The 20,923-nt window shown below is 68.5% G+C and carries 18 protein-coding genes and 1 riboswitch; of the genes, 5 read left to right on the top strand and 13 right to left on the bottom strand.

The window, feature by feature from the left end:
• The first annotated feature begins 13 nt into the window (after positions 1-13).
• Together ABD225_RS08505 and ABD225_RS08500 are read left to right on the top strand one after the other, a co-directional pair.
• Positions 14-2,095, top strand: a complete 2,082-nt coding sequence (locus ABD225_RS08505) for an elongation factor G-like protein EF-G2 (RefSeq protein ID WP_344083516.1) — start codon at positions 14-16, stop codon at positions 2,093-2,095.
• An 8-nt stretch (positions 2,096-2,103) separates the two neighbouring features.
• Positions 2,104-3,156, top strand: coding sequence for a hypothetical protein (locus tag ABD225_RS08500; RefSeq protein ID WP_344083513.1), 1,053 nt, complete (start codon positions 2,104-2,106; stop codon positions 3,154-3,156).
• A gap of 113 nt (positions 3,157-3,269) precedes the next feature.
• Here ABD225_RS08500 and ABD225_RS08495 read toward each other — a convergent pair whose 3' ends face one another.
• Genes ABD225_RS08495 through ABD225_RS08475 form a run of 5 tightly spaced genes read right to left on the bottom strand, consistent with a single transcriptional unit; the run spans position 3,270 to position 7,239 of the window.
• Complete coding sequence (locus ABD225_RS08495) at positions 3,270-4,025, bottom strand: trimeric intracellular cation channel family protein (RefSeq protein ID WP_344083510.1); 756 nt, start codon at positions 4,023-4,025, stop codon at positions 3,270-3,272.
• Between the two features lie 19 nt (positions 4,026-4,044).
• Entirely contained in the window at positions 4,045-5,166 is a 1,122-nt protein-coding gene (locus ABD225_RS08490; RefSeq protein ID WP_344083507.1) for an ABC transporter ATP-binding protein, read from the bottom strand.
• The gene (locus tag ABD225_RS08485; RefSeq protein WP_344083504.1) at positions 5,163-6,008 is read right to left on the bottom strand and encodes an ABC transporter permease; all 846 of its coding nucleotides are present in this window, start codon (positions 6,006-6,008) and stop codon (positions 5,163-5,165) included. Before ABD225_RS08485 ends, ABD225_RS08490 begins: the two co-directional genes overlap by 4 nt.
• Positions 6,008-6,832 (bottom strand): molybdate ABC transporter substrate-binding protein, encoded by an 825-nt coding sequence (gene modA / locus ABD225_RS08480; RefSeq protein WP_344083501.1) that lies wholly within the window; start codon positions 6,830-6,832, stop codon positions 6,008-6,010. Before modA ends, ABD225_RS08485 begins: the two co-directional genes overlap by 1 nt.
• Entirely contained in the window at positions 6,829-7,239 is a 411-nt protein-coding gene (locus ABD225_RS08475; RefSeq protein ID WP_344083498.1) for a TOBE domain-containing protein, read from the bottom strand. The genes modA and ABD225_RS08475 overlap by 4 nt, the downstream gene beginning before the upstream one ends.
• 70 nt (positions 7,240-7,309) lie before the next feature.
• Between ABD225_RS08475 and ABD225_RS08470 the strand changes: the two genes are divergently transcribed.
• Positions 7,310-8,230 (top strand): 2-hydroxyacid dehydrogenase, encoded by a 921-nt coding sequence (locus ABD225_RS08470; protein WP_344083495.1) that lies wholly within the window; start codon positions 7,310-7,312, stop codon positions 8,228-8,230.
• Between the two features lie 14 nt (positions 8,231-8,244).
• On the opposite strand, the gene ABD225_RS08465 is transcribed toward ABD225_RS08470, so the two are convergent.
• The 7 genes from ABD225_RS08465 to ABD225_RS08435 all read right to left on the bottom strand — a co-directional run bounded on the left by ABD225_RS08465 (position 8,245) and on the right by ABD225_RS08435 (position 17,160).
• On the bottom strand, positions 8,245-9,273 hold the full coding sequence (locus ABD225_RS08465) for a hypothetical protein (RefSeq protein ID WP_344083492.1): 1,029 nt from the start codon (positions 9,271-9,273) through the stop codon (positions 8,245-8,247).
• 48 nt (positions 9,274-9,321) lie between these two features.
• Positions 9,322-9,456, bottom strand: a riboswitch (cobalamin riboswitch).
• On the bottom strand, positions 9,457-11,919 hold the full coding sequence (locus tag ABD225_RS08460; RefSeq protein ID WP_344083489.1) for an alpha-amylase family glycosyl hydrolase: 2,463 nt from the start codon (positions 11,917-11,919) through the stop codon (positions 9,457-9,459).
• A gap of 26 nt (positions 11,920-11,945) precedes the next feature.
• Positions 11,946-12,377, bottom strand: coding sequence for a Fur family transcriptional regulator (locus ABD225_RS08455; RefSeq protein ID WP_344083486.1), 432 nt, complete (start codon positions 12,375-12,377; stop codon positions 11,946-11,948).
• Positions 12,374-13,870 carry an MFS transporter gene (locus ABD225_RS08450; RefSeq protein WP_344083483.1) on the bottom strand — a complete coding sequence of 499 codons (1,497 nt, stop codon included), beginning with the start codon at positions 13,868-13,870 and terminating at the stop codon, positions 12,374-12,376. The genes ABD225_RS08455 and ABD225_RS08450 overlap by 4 nt, the downstream gene beginning before the upstream one ends.
• A 46-nt stretch (positions 13,871-13,916) precedes the next feature.
• Positions 13,917-15,503 (bottom strand): hypothetical protein, encoded by a 1,587-nt coding sequence (locus tag ABD225_RS08445; protein WP_344083481.1) that lies wholly within the window; start codon positions 15,501-15,503, stop codon positions 13,917-13,919.
• Entirely contained in the window at positions 15,479-16,273 is a 795-nt protein-coding gene (locus ABD225_RS08440) for an ABC transporter ATP-binding protein (RefSeq protein ID WP_344083479.1), read from the bottom strand. Before ABD225_RS08440 ends, ABD225_RS08445 begins: the two co-directional genes overlap by 25 nt.
• Positions 16,274-16,284: 11 nt before the next feature.
• Positions 16,285-17,160, bottom strand: coding sequence for a PhzF family phenazine biosynthesis protein (locus ABD225_RS08435; RefSeq protein WP_425564373.1), 876 nt, complete (start codon positions 17,158-17,160; stop codon positions 16,285-16,287).
• Between the two features lie 96 nt (positions 17,161-17,256).
• Here ABD225_RS08435 and ABD225_RS08430 point away from each other — a divergent pair, with 96 nt between their 5' ends.
• Positions 17,257-18,447, top strand: coding sequence for a PQQ-dependent sugar dehydrogenase (locus ABD225_RS08430; RefSeq protein WP_344083473.1), 1,191 nt, complete (start codon positions 17,257-17,259; stop codon positions 18,445-18,447).
• Positions 18,448-18,462: 15 nt separating this feature from the next.
• On the opposite strand, the gene ABD225_RS08425 is transcribed toward ABD225_RS08430, so the two are convergent.
• A complete protein-coding gene (locus ABD225_RS08425) occupies positions 18,463-19,749 on the bottom strand; it encodes a DUF1565 domain-containing protein (RefSeq protein ID WP_344083470.1) in 1,287 nt (428 codons plus the stop codon).
• Between the two features lie 192 nt (positions 19,750-19,941).
• Here ABD225_RS08425 and ABD225_RS08420 point away from each other — a divergent pair, with 192 nt between their 5' ends.
• Positions 19,942-20,766 (top strand): hypothetical protein, encoded by an 825-nt coding sequence (locus tag ABD225_RS08420; RefSeq protein ID WP_344083467.1) that lies wholly within the window; start codon positions 19,942-19,944, stop codon positions 20,764-20,766.
• Positions 20,767-20,923 lie beyond the last annotated feature (157 nt).

Below are 20,923 nucleotides of genomic sequence, written 5' to 3'. Positions count from 1 at the left end.
TAAGGTTGGGCGTATGAGCCGTTCCACCGCTGCAGCGCTCCCTGTCCCGACCACCCCCGCGCAGATCCGCAATGTCGTGCTCGTCGGGCCGAGCGGCGGCGGCAAGAGCACGCTCTTCGACCGGTTGGTCCACGGAGAACTCTTGCGGCGCAAGGAAGACGAGGGCGCCTCGACTGCTCTGCGCGTCGCCACGATTGGCCACGGCGAGTTGGCCATCACCTTGCTCGACACCCCCGGCGCCTCGGACTTCGTCGGTGAGGTGCGCGCCGGATTGCGCGCCGCGGATGCCGCGCTCTTTGTCATTGCCGCAGGCTCCTCCGTCGACGAGGCATCACGGATGTTGTGGCGCGAGTGCGCCGCCGTGGGTATGCCGCGCGCCGTCGCCCTGACCAAGCTCGAGCAGTGCCAAGACGATTACGCCACCGTCGTCGAGGCCTCGCGCCGCGCCTTCGGCGACGCCCAACCGCTGCAAGTGCCGATCCTCGAGGGCGACAAGGTGACCGGCCTGATCGACCTGCTCGACAGCGAGATCCACGGTCCCGACGGCAGCGTCCAGGGCGAACCGTCCGCGGAGCAGCAGGCCATCCTCGACGACCTGCGCGGCGGGGTGCTCGAGGCGATTATCGAGGAGTCTGAGGACGAGTCGGCCCTTGATCGCTACCTCTCCGGCGAGGAACTCGACGCGGCCACTTTGCGGGACACGCTGCGCGCCGCCATCGCGACGGCCCGCTTCTTCCCGATCATCCCGACCCACTGGGCCAGCGGCGTTGGCGTGAGCGAACTGCTGCGGCTGTTCGAAGCCGGCTTCCCCTCGCCGGCCGATGCGTGGCTGCCCGAGGTGACCACTCCGGACTTCGACGAGTTCGGCGAGGTCCGCTGCGACCCGGCCGGGCCCCTGGTCGCCGAGGTCATCAGGACGACGAGCGATCAGTATGTCGGCCGCCTCTCGTTGGTCCGCGTCTTCTCGGGCACGCTCAGCCCCGATGCCCCCGTGCACGTCTCGGGCCATCTGGAACATGTCGTCGGGCACGAGGTCGAAGGTCACCCGGGCCACGACACCGATGCCGACCGGATCGGCGCCATCTCGGCGCCGACGTCCGGCGACCCGCAGTCCAAGACCTCGGCCATTGCCGGCGAAGTGGTGCTCGTGACCAAGCTCGCCCACGCCGAGACCGCGGACACCATCTCCACACCGGACCAGCCCGCGCTGGTGCAGGCCTGGCTGCTGCCCGAGCCGCTGCTGCCTGTCGCCATCCACGCGGCGAGCAAGAATGACGAGGACAAGCTCGCGACGGCCCTGCAGCGCCTCGTCGCCGAGGACGTCACGATGCGGCTGGAACACAATGTCGAGACGCACCAACTCGTCCTGTGGGCACTCGGCCCGGCGCATGTCGATGACCTGCTGGCGCGCCTCAAGGACCGCTATCACGTCAATGTCGAGGTCGAGCCGCTGAAGACCTCGCTGCGCGAGACGTTCGTCCGCGCCTGCGATGTGCAGGGCCGGCTGGTCAAGCAGTCCGGCGGCCACGGGCAGTATGCCGTCGTCAAGGTCAAGATCGAGCCGCTTGAGCGCGGTGCCGGTATCGAGTTCGTCGACAAGGTCGTCGGGGGTGCGGTCCCGCGCCAGTTCATCCCCTCAGTCGAGAAGGGCGCCCGCAACCAACTCGAGAAGGGTGTCCTCGCCGGCTATCCGGTGGTCGATGTCCGAATCACCTTGTATGACGGCAAGGCCCACTCGGTCGACTCCTCGGACATGGCCTTCCAGACCGCCGCCGCGCAGGCGCTGCGAGAGGCGGCCACCGAGTCCACGGTGCAGCTCTTGGAGCCGGTCGATGAGATTGTCGTGACGGTCGCCGACGACTCAGTCGGCGCCGTGATGGCCGACCTGCGCGGTCGCCGCGGCCAGGTGCATGGCACCGAGCCGGCGCAGACCGAGGGCTTCACGACCGTGCGCGCCGAGGTGCCGCAGCACGAACTTTCGCGCTATCCGATCGATCTGCGCTCAGTCTCCCACGGCACTGGCAGCTTCACCCGATCCTTCGTCCGCTACGACTACATGCCGGCCGCTCAGGCGCGCGAAATCATCGGGAGCTGAAGGCTTTCATGCCCCGAGTGGCCCCCGGCGCCCGCCCGACGATGCGTCGCTGGTCGGTGGTCGTCGGCGGTCTCGCGGTGGCGGGGATCCTCGCGATCCTGTTGCTGTATGCCGTGATCCGCACCGATCTGCCCGAGCGCGTCGCTTCCCACTGGGGCACTGACGGCGTGGATGCGACCCAGACTCCCCGCGCGTTTGTCACCTCGCTCGTGCTCTTGGAGGGCGGGATTGTCGCCTTCCTTGGGATGCTCTCGGCGGCCCTTCCGGTGGAGGCTCGTCGCATCCTCGGGGCCACGGCGGGCGGCCTGACCGGCCTCTTTGTCGTCGGCATCGGTGGCTCCTTGTATGCCCAGCGCGGGCTGACCGATCCGTATGCCGCACAGGATGTCGGCGGCTGGATCGCGCTCGGGCTGGCGGCTGGGGTGGTCCTCGCTGGCCTGATCGCCTGGCTCTTGCCCACCCACATTCCGGCCGCGAATGACGCACTGCTGAGCCCGATCCCGGCACGCAGCCGGGCAACTGGTGACATCACGCCGATCGCTGGGTCTGCGGCGTCGGCGAGCGACGAGGACGCGACGGTGCCGGATGGCAGCTCGCGGGAGGGGGCGGCATACGGCCTGCCCTGGTCGGCCCCGGTCCCGGCCGGCACGGGCGGGTACGTCGTGATCGGCCTGCTGGCTCTGCTCGCCGTTGGCCTGGCCGCCACGCCCGCGCGCTGGGTTGCGGCCCCGGTCATCCTGGCCGTGGGTCTGCTGGTCTTCGCGATGACGCGTTGCCGTGTCCTCATCGACGCGGAGGGCGTGCGGGTGCGCGGCTTCGGCATCACCTGGCTGCGTGTCCAGGCCCCGACGATCAGCAGTGCGGAGGCGTCGACCGCCCGGCCGATGGCCGAGTTCGGCGGCTATGGCCTGCGGTATTCGCTGCACGGTCGAGGATTCGTCACGACGTCCGGTCCGGCGCTGCGCTTGCGTATCCCGCATGGCACCGACACGTGGATTTCGGTGCGCGAGGAAGACCTGCCAGGCGCGCTCGCCGCGGTGCGCCAAATCACCGAACCCTGATCACTCGGTGCGCAGGGGCTCGGTCGAGTTCGGGAAACACGCCCACGTGGGGCCCGATTCATCGGCGTGTTTCCCGAACTCGACGGACTCCCGAAGTCGGTGGCCGACCCGCGTCAGCTGTCGACGTCGTCGTCGCGATCGTGGCGTGGGACGACATGGCCAGCGCGGCGAGCGCCCGCGCGTTCGCTGCGGCGCATGAGCGCGCGCAACTGTTGACGCGAAAGGTGCACTCCCGCATCGGGATCCGCGGTGGGCAAGGCCCAGCCGAGGCGACGCGACGAGAGGCTGATGCCGCTGCCGACGACGATGCCGATCGCCATACCCCAGGTGGGGCGGGCGGGAGCGGGTGTGAGCAGGACGGCGAGCGAGGCCGCCGCCGCCGGCGTGGCCAGCAGGGTCGAGCCGCCGAGCACGGCGGGCACTTGCCCGAGGCACAGGTCGCGGACCATGCCGCCACCAACGGCGGTGATCACGCCGAGGAAGAGCGAGGACAGCAGTCCGAGACCGGCCAGTTGGGCCTTGATGGTGCCGGTTGCGGCCCAGCACCCGAGTGCCAGGGCGTCGATGACGAGCAGTGGCCAGCGCCAGCGCCGGCCGTCGATGGCGAAGATGAGCGCCACCAGCGCGCCCGCGAGCGCGGTGAATAAATACGCGGGATCCGTGATCGCCACCGGCCGGGTGTTGAGCATGACATCGCGCAGCACGCCACCCGCCAGGCCGCTCGCCACGCCCAGCACGACGAAGCCGACGATATCGAAGCGCCGCTGCCGGGCAATGCTCGCGCCGAGGATCCCATTGCAGAGCACGCCGGCGAGGTCGACGACCCGGAAAGCCTCCGTGACATCAAGTTCGGTCAATGCGCTGTGCACGCCGAAAGTATCCGCCATCTCAGGAAGCGGGATATGCCGTCACCTCGGTCGCCTTGGCGCTAAGCCACACCGATGACCCGGGGGCAAGATGCAATTGCGCGACGGCCGCCGCGGTGACGTCCACGAGCGCGCTCGGCTCGGCAACGACATCCAGGCGAGCCCGGTCGCCGAGTTGTTGCACGGATCGCACGGTGCCCGGCCAGGTGTTACGGGCCGAGCCGACCGGGGGCCGCTCTGTGTGCACCGTGATCGCGCTCGGAGCCAGGGCGAGCAGCACCTCTTCGGTCGTTGTCGGGAGGCTGGCGGGGACAAGCCGACCGCCGCCCTCGAGGCGGACCGCGCCATCAGCGCGATCGGCGCGTCCGCGGTAGTGGTTCAGGCCGGACAGGCCGGCGATATAGGCCGTAGCGGGCTGGCTCGCGATCGTCGCTGGGTCGGCTTCCTGGGTTACGCGCCCGTCCTCGATGACGACGACGCGATCGGCGAGGAGGAGCGCATCCAACGGGTCATGGGTGACGAGCAGCGTCGGGCCGGCGAAGGAGGCGACATACGACCGCAATTCGTCCCGGGTGACGCCTCGAATCGACGCATCCAAGGCGGCCAGGGGTTCATCGAGGAGCAGCAGCGCGGGTTCCCTGGCGAGCGCTCGCAGCAAGGCGATGCGTTGTGCCTGGCCGCCGCTGAGCTGGGAGGGGCGCCGATCGGCATATGCGGTCATCTCGAATCGGGAGAGCCACTGATCGGCCGACTCGCGCGAGCTGTTCTTGGACGCACCGCGCGAGCGCGCTGCGAAGGCGACATTGTCGCGGACCGTCATCGTCGGGAAGAGCCGGTAGTCCTGGAAGACGACGCCGATGGAGCGCGCGGCCGCGGGGAGTCGGACGCCTGCGGCTGGGTCCTCGATCACGCTGTCGCCCAACTGGATTCGGCCTGCATCCAGTCTGCTCAAGCCGGCGATGGCTCGCAGCAGCGTGGTCTTGCCCGCACCATTCGGTCCGAGGATCGCCACGACCGATCCCGGCTCGGCGGCCAGGTCGACTGCCAGCCGGAAGGTGCGTTCGCCGGGACGGGTGATCTCGACGTGCGCGCGAAGCGCAGGGCCAGGGGCGGAGCCGGACGACGGCTGCTGCTGGCGTCTCATCGGGCGGCTCCGGTCAGCCACCGGCCCCGCAGAAGCAGCAAGACCAGAACGCACACCAGCAGCAGGATCAGGGAAAGCGCGATGGCGGCATCGGGATCGCGTTCCATCGCAAGATAGACCGCGAGCGGCATGGTCTGGGTGCGGCCGGGGGAGTTGCCGGCGAAGGTGATCGTGGCCCCGAACTCCCCGAGCGCTCGAGCCCAGGCGAGCACGCTGCCCGCGAGCACCGCCGGAGCGAGGAGTGGCAGGACGACGGTGCGGAAGGTGAACCACCGGGAGGCGCCCAGGGTGGCGGCGGCCTCGGCATACCCCGAATCCAGGGTGCGGAAGGCTCCCTCCACCGTCAGGACGAGAAAGGGCAGGGCGACGAAGGTCTCGGCGAGCACGACGGCAATCGGTGTGAACGGCAAGGTGATGCCGAAGAGGTCATCGAGGGGCCGACCGAGCACCCCTCGGCGCCCGAAGGCTGCCAGCAAGGCGACACCACCGACGACCGGGGGCAAGACGAGAGGCACCGTGACCAAGGCCCGGAGCAGGTTGACCAGCGGCCCGCTCGCGTGAGCAAGAACCCAGGCAAGAGGTATGCCGAAGAGCATCGAGAGTCCGGCGGCGGCGGAGGCACAGATCAGGGACAGCCGCAGCGCCTCGCCGACGATCGGCTCGGTGAGCAGGTGCGGCAGGGTCGACCACGGCACCCGGACGAGCAAGGCGAGCAGGGGCAGCACCAGAAAGGCGGCGGCGATAGCGGCCGGCACGCGCAATTGCCATGGCGCGCGACCCAGTGCGGCATCCTGCGCCGCTCGGCTGCCTCGGTCACGCCTCGTCGTTGTCGGGCTCGTCATCACCCGGCGCTTTGGAAACCCGCATCCGCGAGAACTTTGGCGGCGGTCGGTTGGAGGACGAAGTCGGCAAATTGTTGGGCCAAGTCGTGATGGGCGCTGTCCTTGACGACCGCGATGGGATAGTCCGTCGTGGCATTGTCGGCTGCCGGGATGTCGATGGTGCCGACTTTGTCCTGCGCGCCGCTGGCGTCCGTGACATAGACGATGCCAGCGTCCACCTCACCGAGTGTCACCTTGGTTAGCACCGCGGTGACATCGGCCTCTTCGCTGATCGGCTTCACGGTCAGCTTCGCGGTGTCGAAGACTTTGTGCGCGGCGACACCACAGGGCACCTCGGCCGCGCAGATCGCCACCTTGACGTTGCTGTCGGCGAGATCGGAGAGCTCGTCCACCTTGGCCGGATTGTCCTGTGGCACAACGATAGTCATCGAATTACGGGCAAAGAGGCGAGCCGTGTCGACGGCGCCCGCATCGGCGGCGGTCTTCATGGTCCCGGCACTCGCCGACGCAAAGACGTCGGCCGGTGAGCCATTGACGATTTGGGTCGCCAGCCCAGAGGACGGGCCGAAGCTGAAGGTGATCTTGGTGCCCGGGTGGGCCGCCTCGAAGTCCTTGCCGATCGTCACGAAGACATCGCGCAGAGATGCCGCAGCGAGAACGGTCAGCTCACCCGTGGCGCCGGCTTGGGTTGAGGAGCTCGACGAACTCGAGGACGACGATGTCGAGGTGGACGAGGTCGTGGCGGTCGATCCACTGGAACAGCCGGCGAGGCCCGTCAGGGCAAGGAGGCTGGCGCCGAGCAGGATTCGGGTGGGACGGGTCATGGCTGCTCCGGGAGTTCGATGATGACATTGGTGGACTTCACGGAGGCGGTGGCGAGCACGCCGGGCTCGAGTCCCAGCTCATCGGCCGCCTCGCGGCTCATGAGCGAGACGATGCGGTGGGGGCCGGATTGCATCTCAACCTGAGCCATGACCGTGTCCTTGACGACGCGGGTGACCAGGCCGACGAAGCGATTGCGCGCGGACTCCGCGACGACCGGGCGGGGCTTGGGCCGCGGCGTTTCCTCGGCCAGGGTGTGGGCGAGCCGGGCCAGATCATCGCCGGCAATGGCGAGCTTGCCGGAGTCATCGGCTGTCGCGGACACTCGGTCTTGCTCGACCCAACGACGCATGGTGTCGTCCGAGACGCCGAGCAGGTCGGCAGCCTCTTTAATCCGAAAGTGCGGCATGAGAGAGAGCATATGTCCGCAGATGCGGATAGCCAAGCAGAGGTATGCCGATTCCTCATAGGCTCGGGTTGTGGCCCGTGTCTCCTTTCCCAGTCCTGGTTGGGTGCGCGATGTCGGGGAGATCGAGGGCATCGAACCTCTCGTCTGGCATCCCGACGATCCCGTCCCAGACGGCCCGATCGATGTCGTCGTCGCCCCGTACATCGGGGCGGCCGGGTGCATTGCCTCGGTCGCTCACGTGGACGGGGTGCGGTTGGTGCAACTGCTGACCGCTGGCTATGACGGCATCTTCGAGCGAGTGCCGGAGCGCATCGCGGTGGCGAATGCCGCTGGCGTGCATGATGATTCGACGGCCGAACTCACGCTGGCCCTGATCCTGGCCGCCCAGCGCGGCATCCCCGACTTCGCGCGGGCGCAAACCGAAGGAGCCTGGCTGCGCCTTGGCTTCCTGCCCTCGCTCGCCGACCGGCGGGTGGTCGTCATCGGCTATGGCGGGGTCGGTCGGGCAATCGTCGCCCGGCTGCTGCCTTTCCGGGCCGAGGTGATCGCGGTCGCCTCGACTGCACGCGATGGTGACGAATTCGTCGACCAGGTGCACGGGATGACCGACCTCGCGAGCCTGCTGCCGACGGCCGAGGTCGTCGTCCTTGCGCTGCCCTTGACCGAGGCCACGCGGGGGCTCGTCGACGACGACTTCCTCGGGGCTTTGCCCGATGACGCGCTCGTCGTGAACATCGCCCGCGGCGCGGTGGTGGACACCGAAGCCGTTCTGCGGCATACCGATCGGCTGCGCTTCGCCTTGGACGTCACAGAGCCTGAGCCGCTCCCACCCGACCATCCGTTGTGGACGGCACCAGGTGTTCTCATCACCCCCCATGTCGGCGGCCCGTCGACGGCCTTCCGTCCACGAGCCGTCGCCATGCTGCGCGAGCAGTTGACGCGGATCGCGTCAGGGCAGCCACCGATCCATCTCGTGCGCGGCGGCGCCTGACGGCCCCCGCTAACTCAGCAGGACAGCGTCGGGGCGAAGTCGATGCTTCCGCGGCTGGTCAGCGTTGTGAGGTTCGCGCCGGCGAGTCCGAGAATGGCCTGGGTCGTGGCCCGAGGGGCCGCGGCGGCGTCATAGGGCACGGCATACGCGATGGCCGCGCGTCGGCTGAAGGGCGTGGCGCAGCCCTGCTGGTTGGCGAGCACGGTGCCGCGGGCCAGGCGCGCAGCGGCCGGCATGCGAACGCGGTCCAGGGCAGCGGCTGCCAGCCCGGCCGTGTTGGCGTTGGTCTGCTCCGCTGCTTTGACATAGGCCGAGAGCCAACTCCCGGCCTTCCGGGCGGCACCCGTGTTGTCGGTCGCCGCAAAGGCCTGGATGGCGAGTGCTGTCGCGTCCGGGTCACCGACGCAGGGCGTGGTGTCGAAGGCGATCGGCACGCTGCCATTGGCGCAGGCCTGGTTTGCGAGGAAGGCGGAGGCGGAGTTCGCGCGGGCCGTCAGTCCGGCACGCTTCAGGGCGATGGCCCCGAAGCTCTGACCAAAGCTGTTGGAATAGTCACCCCACTGCGAAGCATCCGAGATACGTCCCGAACGGCCTTGCAGTGCAACCAATTCGGCGATCACATCACGACCGCCAAAGGCGCGGGCATCCTGGCCCGTGACCTGCAGCGTGAGCGCCAATTTGGCGTGGGCGCCGGCATACGACTCGCTCCCGCTGCCGATATAGCCACCGAGCGTGGCCGGCTCACTCAGCCACTCGATCGCTGCGCGGCTGCGCGCGCCATTGGTCTTGGCCGCGGCGAAGGCGAGGATCGCGTCGAGGGTCAGGCCGGGGTCGTCATAGGACGTGCCCCCGAAGTCGGTCTGCAGGTGGGTGCCGTCGACGAACTGGCGAGCGAGCCAGCCGGCGGCAGCGCGGCCAGCGAAACGGTCATCGGGAGTGGGGGCGGCCGAAGCAGGGGTGGCGAGTGCGATGCCAGCCAGGGCGGCGGTTGCCAGCGCGCCGGCTCGGGTCACGGTCGCACGGCGGGATGAGGCGTGGTTCATTGGGGGTCCTTCCTCCGCATACCTCGGCGGGGAAAATCGGGGAACGAATCAGTGGTCGTGACGCTCGCGGGCATTCGGGCTGGCGACCGAGGTCGCATCACCGCTGCGGGTCAGCGCCGGATTCGCACCGGACTTCCCCCGTGAGGTCGTCCCCGAACCTAGCACGGGCTAAGGAGGCGCCGGTCAGCGCTTCCGGCGGAACCAATCGCGCACCGTGTCGACGATCACGTCGGCGACTTCGGTGATCATGCTGGACGCCGGTGGGCCGTCGGGCGAGTGCTCAGGCTGCTCGGATCCCGGCGGGCCCTCGGAGAGCACGACGATCGACCATGGCGCGGCGACATAATCGCCGGCGATCACATCGGACTTCGCGAGCGACCAGCAGTTATATCCCGCTTCGAAATGCGTTGCGGTGTCGATGATTCGGCGCCACGCCACCGTCTCCGGGCCGGCGGGAACGCCGAAGCGAACCGGCTCATCCGCCATATTGATCAGCACGAGCAGATCAGCCGCACCGACCGCCGTCCCGTCGATCCATAGCCGCAGCGCCCGGTCCCCATTCGCCGGGTGGTCGGCTGCGTCCGGCTGGAAGTAGACATAGCTGACGTCATCGCCGCCGAGTTCGTCATCGCCATACGAGCGCTGCCGCAGGCCGGGGTGGTCGCGGCGCAAGGTCGCGAGGAAGGTGGTGAAGACCAGCTGAGGGTTGACCCCAGCCGGTGAGCCGGCGGTCCCGAAGGTGTCGTGGTATGCCGCCCCGTCGACCCCCACCGGAACCTGCGTCGGGGCGTTGGTGGCCACTGCGGACCAGTTGTTCCACATGCCGATCGTGTTGAGGTTGTAGGGGTTGTTGTTGCCATTTTGGGTGCGCGCGAATTCGTCGCCGGAGCACAGCATCGGCACGCCGCGGGCGAGAAAGAGCGCGACGACGAAATTGCGCATCCGCTGCCGAACCAGGGCCTGATTGCCGCCGCTGCCCCAGGAATCATTGCTATCGCTGCCGCCGTCGGAGGGGCCGAAGGGCCAGGGCTGGCCGTTGAGTTTGCCGTCATAACCGACCAGATCGAGCAGGCAAAAACCGTCGTGGGCGGTGACGAAGTTGATGGATCGCTGCGGGCCGCCTTGGTCGCGGAAGCCCTGATAGTCGCCATTCATCATCGCCATGAAGTCGCCGGTATTGCCATCGCCCTTGAGGAAGCGCCGCACCCCGTCGCGATAGCGACCGTTCCACTCCGCCCAGCCATCGGGGAAGTTCCCGACCTCATAACCCCACAAGTCCCACGCCTCGGCGATCACCTCGATCTCGCGGGCGTTGGCGAAGTCCCGGATCGCCAGCAGCAACGGGTGATCGGTAAAGAAGCGCCGCTGGTGATCCCACGCCTCACGCGGGGCCGCATCGGGCATCCGGCCGAGAACGGGCGCGAGATCGAAGCGGAATCCGTCGACGCCCATCTCGTCGCACCAGTAGGCCAGCGACTCCAGAACCAGACGCTGCGTGACCGGGCTCGATAGATCGGTCTGGTTGCCGCAGCCGGTGGCGCCGTCGACGAGCACGCCCTCGTCGGTGAGGACGTAATAGTCGGTTGTCGAGAAGCCGCCGAAGCTCGTGAAGCCGACCGTGTCGAGGTCACCCCAGGTGCCACCCTCGCCTGTGTGGTTGTACACAACATCGAGGTAGACCTCGATGCCGGCCTCGTGGAAGTCCGCGACCATCGCCTTGAACTCGCGGGTGGGGCCGCCCGGGCTCTGGTCGGCGGCATACTGCCGGTTCGGGGCGAAGAAGCCGAGGGTCATATAGCCCCAGTGGTTCGACGCGCCGGAGGTATGCAGTTCGCTCCCGCTGCTCTCGTGCACCGGCAACAACTCGATCGCCGTGACGCCGAGCGCCTTGAGGTAGGGCGCCAGCAGCGCGGCACCGGCATAGGTGCCTTGCAGCCGCTCGGGGATATCGCCGACCGCCCCGAAGCCAGGCATCGCGCGCAGGTGGCTGGCCAACTGCCGCGCGCTCGGGTGCAGCGTCAGATTGCGGACATGGGCTTCGTAGACGACGGCATCCTGGGCCTCGATCCGCGGCGTGGTCCCGGTCGAGGTCGCGTCCGCCACGACGATTGCCTTCGGGGCATATGGCCCGGTGTCCCACTCCCGCAAGGCTTTTCCGCGGTAGTCGCGCGGACCCCAGCCGAAGACCCCGCCATCGGCCCCGGCCTCGACGACCGCCGGGCTGGCCGGCGAATGCGAGATCTCGCGGGCATACGGATCGGTGAGCAGCTTATTGGGGTTGAACCGCTCACCACGCGGCCCGAGGTCGCTGACAAAGCCCGCCGTGCTGCCGGGAGTCCACGCAGGATCAACCTCCCAGCCCGGGCCCCACACGCGATAGCCATAGTGCGCGCCGGCGCCAACTCCGCCCATCCGGGACCGCCAGATGCCGTCCTCGCCCCGGTGCAGATCGACCGTCGACACCGGCTCCGTGCCGGTCGGGCGTGAGTAGAGATCGAGCCGCACCCGCGCTGCGCTTGGAGCGGCCACCGCAAAGGTGGTCGAGGAGCTGGCGGCGTCATAGTGGGCACCGAGCGGCCAGTTCGCGCCGGCCCAGGTGTCCGCGTCGAGGGCGGCGGGCATGCCGGCGATGGGGTGTGAAGTCATGGTCGCTTCCGGTGGGGGTTGACGATTCAGCGGCAGTCGGCGCAGCGGCCCGAGACAGAAGTATGCGCCGCGTCGAGTCGGAAACCGAGCGAGGCGAGGTGCTCAACCACCGGATCGAGGGCGTTCGCGGGCAGGTCGAGCACCGCCCCGCAACCGCGGCACTCCGCGTGCACATGGGCCGGGTCGGTGTCGCGCAGGTGGTATGCCGTGGCCCCGTGCCCGAGGTGGATGTGCTGGACGACCCCCAGGGCTGAGAGCGCCTCCAGGGCTCGGTAGACGCTGCTGCGGGGGAGTCGGCCGCCGTCCGCGACGGCATGGATATCCTCCACGCTCGGGTGGCCGGGGAGACTGGCCAGCGCGAGCAGGACGGCGCGCCGAGGGCCCGTCATCCGCTCACCGCGTTCGCGCAATTCCGCTCCCACCTGCTCGACGAGCGCGGCGGCGCGAGTCTGGCTCATAGGGCGCGCTCGGTCGTGGCGTGGCCCGGCAGGGCTGCCGTGCCGGCCGCCGTTGCCCGCGACCGCAGTGCCGCTGCGGCGGCCAGCACTACGAGCGCCGAGACGACGCCGAAACCCAGCTGTGGCTTCAACGGGATGGCGATGCCCACACCGCCGCCGATCACCCAGAAGGTCTGCAGGAGGGTTTCGGACCAGGCGAAGACCCGCCCGCGAAGGTGGTCCTGGACTTCCTGCTGGATCAGCGCATCGAGGCTGAGCTTGCCGAGCTGACCGAACAGGCCGGTGCAGAGGCCGAGGGCGACCAGACTCCATACCGAATAGAGGAAGGCCGCGGTCAGGGCCGCGGCGAGCGCGAGACACAGCAGGATCGTCGCGAGCACGGGCGGGGGCGGATTGTGCTTGCGATTGCCGACGAAGCTGCCGAGCGCGCTGCCGATGGCGGCGGCACCGGCGACCAAGCCGAGGACGAGGGAGCCGTGCAGGCCGGGGATCGGATGCTCGCGCATCAGGAAGGCGAGGAAGAGCGTCAGGAAGCCGGACAGCATCCGGGCGCCCGTGAGCAGCCACAGCACATAACGCACATTGACCGGCAGCGCCCGCAGCCGCCGCGCCGGCGACGAGCCGTCGCCACCGGCAAAAACGCCCTCACCGCGGTCGGAGTCGACGGCGGCGGGCAGGCGGATGGCGAGGATGGTGGCGATGACATAGATGACGAAAGCAGCCCGCAAGGACCACTCGGGACCGATGCGCGACAACGCCCCCGCGATCCCGCCGCCGGCCATCATGCCGAGCAGGCCGGCGATCGTCAGCCGGGAATTGGCCTTGACCAGCGTGATCCCGTCCGGGAGCAGGCGGGGCACTGCGGCGGCCCGGGTGACGGCATACGCCTTGCTCGCGACGAGGGCGCCGAGGGCGACGGGGAAGAGCCAGGCCGAGTCGGCGACGATCGCCCCCGCGAGCACCCACGCGAGGAAGGCGCGGCTGGCGACGGTGGTGCCGATCGCCCAGCGCCGACCGTGCCGGAAACGGTCCAGCAGCGGCCCGATGAGCGGGGCGAGAATGACGAAGGGCGCCATCGTCAAGGCCAGGAAGAGGGCGACTTGCCCGCGGGCCTCGTCGGTGGGCAGGGCAAAAACGGTGCCGGCGAGGGAGACGGTCAGAGCCGCATCGCCCGCGACGTTGACCGTATGCAGTTGGATCAGCCGCGAGAGCCCGGTCGCGTCCGCGCCATGCGCCCCGGTGAAGGCTTGATAGCGCCGGGCGCCGGCGCGCGTCCCGGCGCCGACGACCTTGGCGGCGCCGCGACCGCCGCGCGCCGCGACCTGACCGACCCGATGCACGCGACGGTTGGCCTCCGCAGGCGAGGAGGTCGGCTCGACGTCGGCATCCGGCTCATAACCCCATTCGGGGTCACCCCACTGCGGCGACTGCTGGCCCTCATCGGCCGCAGCGCGCCGCCAGCCCGGAGGCGGAGGAGGGGGCGGCTTGCTCACGGCCCCTATCCTGGCAAATCGTTCCGACAATGGGGAGCCGCAAGGGTCATACGCGATCGCCGGCGACCACCGTTTGGAAGATCTCGGGCGCACTGCGCACATAGTGCTCCGAGGCCAGCCGCACGCCCCACCACAGCGCGAGCGCGCCCACGATCGGCCCCACGATCAGCGTCACCCAACGAAAGAGTGGGTTGACGGTTTCACCCAGCACCGCAAGGACGGCGACCGGTGCCGTGCCGATCAGCCCGGTGAACATCACGCCCAGGGAGGAAGCGGCCGCGCGACCTCCCTGTCCCGGCACGCGGGAGGCGAACATCGAGGTCCGGCTTTGGGGGACGGCATAGGGCAGGCGCGCGCCGAAGTAGATCGCGGCGGCGCACGAGGTGCCCAAGCCGGCCGCGCATAGGCCGACAACGGCGGGCACGTGCACCCACCCGTGCCGCACGGTGGCCTGGATCAGGATCGACACCACGGTCACGATCCCGCCCACCAGGACGGCGGTCGCCGCGTGCCCCCACAATTCGCCGCGCGCTCGCATCCGGTCGCCGAAGGCGACGAGGTGCAGCCACAGGCCTGATCCCTCGATGGCATACGCGCCAGCGGCCTGGGTTCCGCTGATGACCGCGGCGAAGAGGCACGCGTAGGCCGCCCGCAGACTCTGGAGGACCACGAATGGCCAGCCGATCCCGACCAGGGCCACCATCAGAATCGGCATCCGGCGCATCGGGTCGCGCCACATCATCGTCAGGTCTCGGCCGAGCACCAGCCGTGCCGTGCCGCGCAGCGAGGTCGCCGTCGCCGTCGGGTCGATCAAGCCGTGGGCCGCGGCGGAGTTCTCGGTCTGTGAACCGACCGTGGTCAAGCTGCGTTCGAGTGCCCAGCCCCACCACCGCCAGCCGACGACGAAGGCGGCGACGATCAGGGCACCTCGAATGGCGGCCTGCGGCCAGTTGCCGTCGACGAGATCGCTGGGCAGCACGGCTAAGGCGCCCGGCGGGGTGTATGCCAGCACCCGCCCGATCGAGCCCGCCGCACCGCCCGCGAAGCTCTCGGCGCGCTGGGAGCCGAGCATGGTGGAGAAAATGTAATAGACGGCAAACAAGGCGAAGCTGAGCAGCATGCCCAGGTCGCGGCCGCGGCGCGAACCGAGCAGGCCGGCCATGGTCGCAGCCAGGGCGCGGGAGCCGATGACGCACATGAACAGCAGCCCAAGCGCTGCGGTCAGCGTGAGCGGAAGCATGCTCCAGGAGCGGGCGAGACCGACCGCCATACCCACCAAGGCCACCAGATTGGCCAACGGGAGATAGCCGACGAGGGCCGCGGCGAGCAGGCCCCGCTGCAGGGCCGGTCGGGGGATCGGCAACAGAGCGAACCTGCGGGGATCGACGGTTTCATCGACCCCGAAGGCGACCATCGGCATGATCATCCAGGCCAGCAACAACGAGGCGAAGACATTGGCCATCACGACGATTGCCGCCTCGGGACTGCCGCGCAGCAGCGAAAAGCCGAGGCCCACGAGGCCGCCGATCGCGACCGCGAGGACCAGGGCAATGATCTGGCCGGCGAGGCCGAGGCCCATCGTGCGGCGGTTGCGCAGCAGCCGCAGTTTCAGCCCTGCGAGGAGCGCAACCACTCCAGACCCCCCTGCCCGATGTCGCGGCCGCCGACGATATGGAAGAAGGCGTCATCGAGCGTCGCTGCGTCGCCGCGCACCTGGGCGACCGGGCCGGAGGTGACGATCACGCCGTCATTCATGACGGCGACATGGCTGCACAACTCCTCGACAAGGGCCATGACGTGCGAGGAGAGGACCACGGTTCGCCCGCCTGCGACATACGCCTGAAGCACCTCGCGGATGATGCGCGCGGATACCGGGTCGACGGCTTCCAGGGGTTCATCGAGCAGCAGCAGCGGCGGCGAGTGCAGCAGCGCGGTGGCAAGGGTGATCTTCTTGCGCATCCCGGTGGAGTAGTCAGCGACGAGCTTGTCCCCGGCGCTGGTGAGGTCGAGGACATCGAGCAGTTCGCGGCTTCGGCTGTCGACGACATCGACCGGCATACCCCGCAGGCGGCCTAGATAGGACAGCAATTCGGTGCCGGAGAGGCGCTCGAAAAGCCGCAGGCCGTCCGGCAGTACGCCCATCAATTGCTTGGCGCGGACCGGGTCGGCCCAGACATCAACGCCGTGGATCCATACTTGACCCTGGTTCGGCCGCAACAGCCCGGTGACCATTGACAGGGTCGTCGTCTTGCCGGCCCCATTCGGCCCGACGAGTCCATAGAACGAGCCCGTGGGCACGTCCAGATCGATGCCCCTGACGACGACCTTGTCGCCGTAGGCCTTGGCCAGGCCGCGGAAGGCGAGTGCTGGAGCGCCCGTGGTGTTCCCCTGCTCGGTGCTCATGGGGGCCATCCTTACATCGGCGCCTGAAGGTCCGCCTCACCACGCAAAACGGTGACCGTCTCGCCGCCGACCCAGATCTCGCCGCCGGCCGAATGCACGTGAACCCGCCCGTCCCGGCCCAGGGCGGTGCCCTGCCGGGCGACATACTGCTGCGGCAGGCGACCGGAGCCGATCAACCATTGCGCGAGACCGGCATTGAGTGAGCCGGTGACGGGGTCCTCGGCCACGGCGGGTCCATCCGAATAGAAGGCGCGCACCTCGACATCAACGCTGTCCGGCCCGCCGGAGGTATGCCGTCCCACCACCCCGATCTGGTGGCCGCGGAGCGCGACGGGGTCGGGATCGAGGGCGAGAACCGCTGCAGCATCAGTCAATTCGACGCCGATCCAGCCGGGACCATTGTCGATCCACTGCATACCCACGACATCGGCCTCGATGATTCCCAAGGCGGTGCGGACGCGCTCCGCATCCGCAGGCTCGACGGCGCCGGCGCGCAGGAGAGTTGGCGCGGCAAAAGCGAGCCGCTCGCTGCGGTCAATAGTGACTAGGCCGATCCCGCACTGCTGCAACACTTTCCCCGGGTCCTGGGGTATGCCGCCCGCCTCCAGCCAGGCGTGCGCGGACCCAAGCGTCGGGTGCCCGGCGAAAGGCAGCTCACCCGCGGTCGTGAAGATGCGGACGCGGTAGTCCGCGGCTGGATCGGTGGGGTGCATCAAGAAGGTCGTCTCTGACAGATTCGTCCAATTCGCGAAGCGCGCCATCTGCTCGGTCGACCAATCGTCGGCATCGTGGATCACGGCAAGAGGGTTGCCGCGCAACGGAATCCGAGTGAAGACATCGACCTGACGGAAGGCTGGCACACGCCCAGCCTGCCAGGTATGCGCCATCCGTGGCCTGGACTTTCGCAACGACGGGAGGTTTGAGCTGGTGGGCAGCAGCGGCGGACTCTTCCCACATCGCGGACATGGCGCTATGCATAGGCCATGACCCGACTCCGTTGGACCACGACCGCCGCGTGCGCGCTGACTGTGCTTGCCGCGTCGGCTGCCGTGCCCGCCAGCTCGGCAGACCCGTCCTCCTCCGCCAGCAGTCCGTCGTGGACGCGCACGATCCCGGCGCTGACCGTGGAGACGGTGGCATCCGGGCTCGACATTCCGTGGGATATCGCCTGGATCGACTCCACGCGATTCTTGGTGACGGAGCGCCCTGGGCGGCTGTGGCTCGGTAGCACCGAACCGGGCGTGACCTTGCAGCGGGTGAGTGCCGGTTTCGCCGATCTCAACCTGCTCGCGCCCGGTGGATTGCTCGGCTTGACCGTCGACCCGAGGTTCGCGACGAACCGGATCTTCTACACCTGCCAGACCCACAAGGCGCCGAATGATGTGCGCGTCATCCGGTGGCGCCTCTCGGCGGATCGTCGATCCGCCGTTCGTGTGGGGGCGCCGGTCATCGCCGGAATTCCTTTCCAGCATTCGCATTTCGGCTGCCGATTGCTCATCATGCCGGACGGTCGCATGCTTGTCGGGACCGGCGATGGGGCGCTGCCGAAGGCACCGCAGGCCCGCGACAATTTGGCGGGCAAGATCCTGCGCGTTGGGCTGGACGGGAGCGTGCCGAAAGACAACCCGTGGGCGACGAGCACCGGGAAGCGTCGCTTTGTGTGGAACTACGGGCATCGCAATGTCCAAGGTCTCGCGCTCCGGCCGGGAACGAATCAGGTCTTTAACGCGGAGCACGGTCCGGACCGTGACGACGAGATCAACCTGGTGCTCAAGGGCCGCAACTATGGCTGGAATCCGGTCGATCCGTCGGGCTCGGGCACCTACTACCAAAGTGTCCCGATGACGGACCTCGTGAAGTACCCGAATGCCGTTCGGGCGGCCTGGTCTTCGGGCTTTCCAACGGTCGCGACGAGCGGTCTGGGGTTCGTCACCGGTCCGGCCTGGGGGGAGTATGCCGGGGCCGCCTTCGTCGCCGAGCTCAAGGGCTCCGGAGTGATGGCCTTGACCCTCGACGCCGCGGGGGCGGTCGTCGCGAGCGCGCAGGTTCCTGAACTCGACGATGCATACGGCCGGATCCGCACGGTCCAGCAAGCTCCCGACGGGGCGCTCTATGTGCTGACATCTAATGGCGGGCGCGCCGACGTGATCCTGCGGGTCACGCCGGTCGCGTGAGCCGCATACCCTCGATCAGCTCGGGGGCTTGGTGGTGCCATTCCAGGTGTTGCCCTGCTTGGCCCAGTAGCCCGCGACATACGCGCCGAGGTTGATCTTGCCAAAGGTGTTGCCGGAGAACTTGCTTCCAGCGATCGCCCCGATCGACAGGCCTGCCGCACCCTTGCGTCCACCGCTGGCGATGTTGTTGGTGACGATCGACATGTGCGTGCTTGTGTCCTTGGACGGCAGCTTGAGGACGCGGTCCTTCATGCGGAACCCGAAGCCAAGGATGGAGAAGTTGGAGACGGTGTTGTTGCGCCAGATATTGCCCCAGCCCGACATCTCGTCGTTGTAGCCGATCGGGACATTGGTGACCGTGTTGTACTCGAAGGTGTTGAAGCTCGCATCGACATCCGTCGCGATGCCCCGGCCGTCGTCGCCGAGGTCGTGGACCTTGTTGCGCGAGACCAGGTTGTAGTTCGACGCGGTGCCCAGGCGGATGCCTTCTTGCATGAAATGGGTGTCGCCGGAGTCGGCGATATGCGAGACGTCATTGCCGGTGACCTGCCAGAAGTTGCTGAAGGTGATCAGCCAGATGCCGGGACCGGTGCCGCACGTCACCTCGGTGATGACATTGTCCTTGATAACGCCATTTCGGGTGAAGGTGGCGTGGATGCCGCGGCCGGTAATGCGGTTGCCGATGAACTGGTTGCCGTCGGCCGGGTTCAGGGAGCGGCCGAGAACCTTCTCCATGTAGGCCACCGCCGTCTTAGCGGCCACCGGGTCATTCTTCGAGGCGCCTGGGACGGCCCGGCGCGGCTGCCAGTTCCGATCATCCACGAGATCGTCGTGCCAGGTGTAGACCTCATGGCCGCCGCCGCCATTGATGTAGATCCCGTTGTGGATCGACAGACCCTGGAAAGTCCAGTAGTCCGATCCGGCCTGCATCAAGATCGTGCGCCGCGGGGAGGGCTGGCGCGAGTCACAAGATTCGGCCGGCTGATCGGAGGTGATCATGACGGGCCCGTCACCGGCCGTCGTCACGGTGATGGGGGCAGTGGCCGTGCCGGACTTGCGGATGATCAGCTGCTGGTTGTAGGTGCCCTTGTGGATGCGGATCGTCGTGCCGGGTTTGGCCTTGTTGATCGCGGCCTGCACGGTCTTCAGCGGCGCGCTCGGTGTGCCGGCATTGGTGTCCTTGCCGGTGGTCGCGACGTCGAGCGTGGTGGGCGCGGCGCTGGCCGGCGTGGCCATGGCACCCGCGACGAGCAGTGGGCCGACGACAAGGCCCGCAAGAACGCGGGATGAGCGTGAGGACATGGACATGGGACCCCCGGGGAAGTGTGACGTGCAGGAATGCGCTGCAAGCTATCGCGAGAACGGCCCCGGATGGAAGCCCGATCCAAGAGCCAAGTCATATTTCCAGCACAGCTACGTGACAGGTTCGGAGCCGACTCTGGAGGCAGAACAGCGGGCGGAAGGGCCGCCCGAGACTCCGAAGGAGCACATGACATGGCTTCCAACAAGATCGGCAAAGGCGCAGTTATCGCGAGCGCTGCGGGTCTGCTGATGGCAGGCGGCGGGGCGATTGCGTACGCCGCGTCCGGCGACACCTCGTCCGCCAGCTCGTCCAGCACGAAGACCTCCAGTGGCCTGCCCAGCCTGTCTAGCGGCCAGGGCGGCAGCACCGCCCCCGGCCAGAACGGCATGGGTCAGGGCCGGATGGGTAAGGGCGATGGCGACCACGGCATGGGCGGCGGGCACGGGCATACCCCGGTCACGGGCGATGAGTTGACCAAGGTCAAGGCCGCGATCACCGCGAAGGATTCGGCGATTACCGTCACCTCGGTGGTCAAGGACGACGATGGGTCGTATGACGCCTTCGGCACCAAGGATGGCTCGCCCGTCATGGTGCAGGTGTCTGCGGACCTGAAGACCGTTGAGGTCGGCCAGGGCGGCAGAGGCCCCGGCGGCATGGGCGGTGGCATGGGCGGTCACGACCACACCCCGGTCACCGGCGATGAGCTGACCAAGGTCAAGGCCGCCATCACCGCGAAGGACTCCGCCGTCACCGTGACGTCGGTGGTCAAAGATGAGGACGGGTCCTATGACGCCTTCGGCACCAAGGACGGCCAGCCCGTTCGTGTCGAGGTCTCCGCGGACCTGAAGACCGTCGAGATCGGTCAGGGCGGCATGGGCCGTGGCCCACGCGGCGGCATGGGCGGTCCGGGCATGGGTATGCCGGGTGCCCCAGGCCAGCAGGGCCAGCAAGGCGGTCAGGGCACGCTGCCCGTGCCCACCCCGAGCGGCTCGGCGACCAACTCCGCCACTACCTGAGCGCCAATCAACCCCTGCCGGTGAGGCTGTGCCTCACCTGGTCGCGGCCGACCCTCCCCCTTCGGGCCGCGACCGGCGCCGCCTCGACACCCCCCATGCGTCGAGGCGGCGCCCTTGCGCGTGCGCGTTGTCACTCATTTTTCTCCGGATGCCGGAA

The organism is Nostocoides veronense, from assembly GCF_039531185.1.
Taxonomy (GTDB): Bacteria; Actinomycetota; Actinomycetes; order Actinomycetales; family Dermatophilaceae; genus Nostocoides_A; species Nostocoides_A veronense.
Note: the sequence above shows the minus strand (reverse complement) of the source record. Positions and strands in the feature narration are given on the sequence as shown.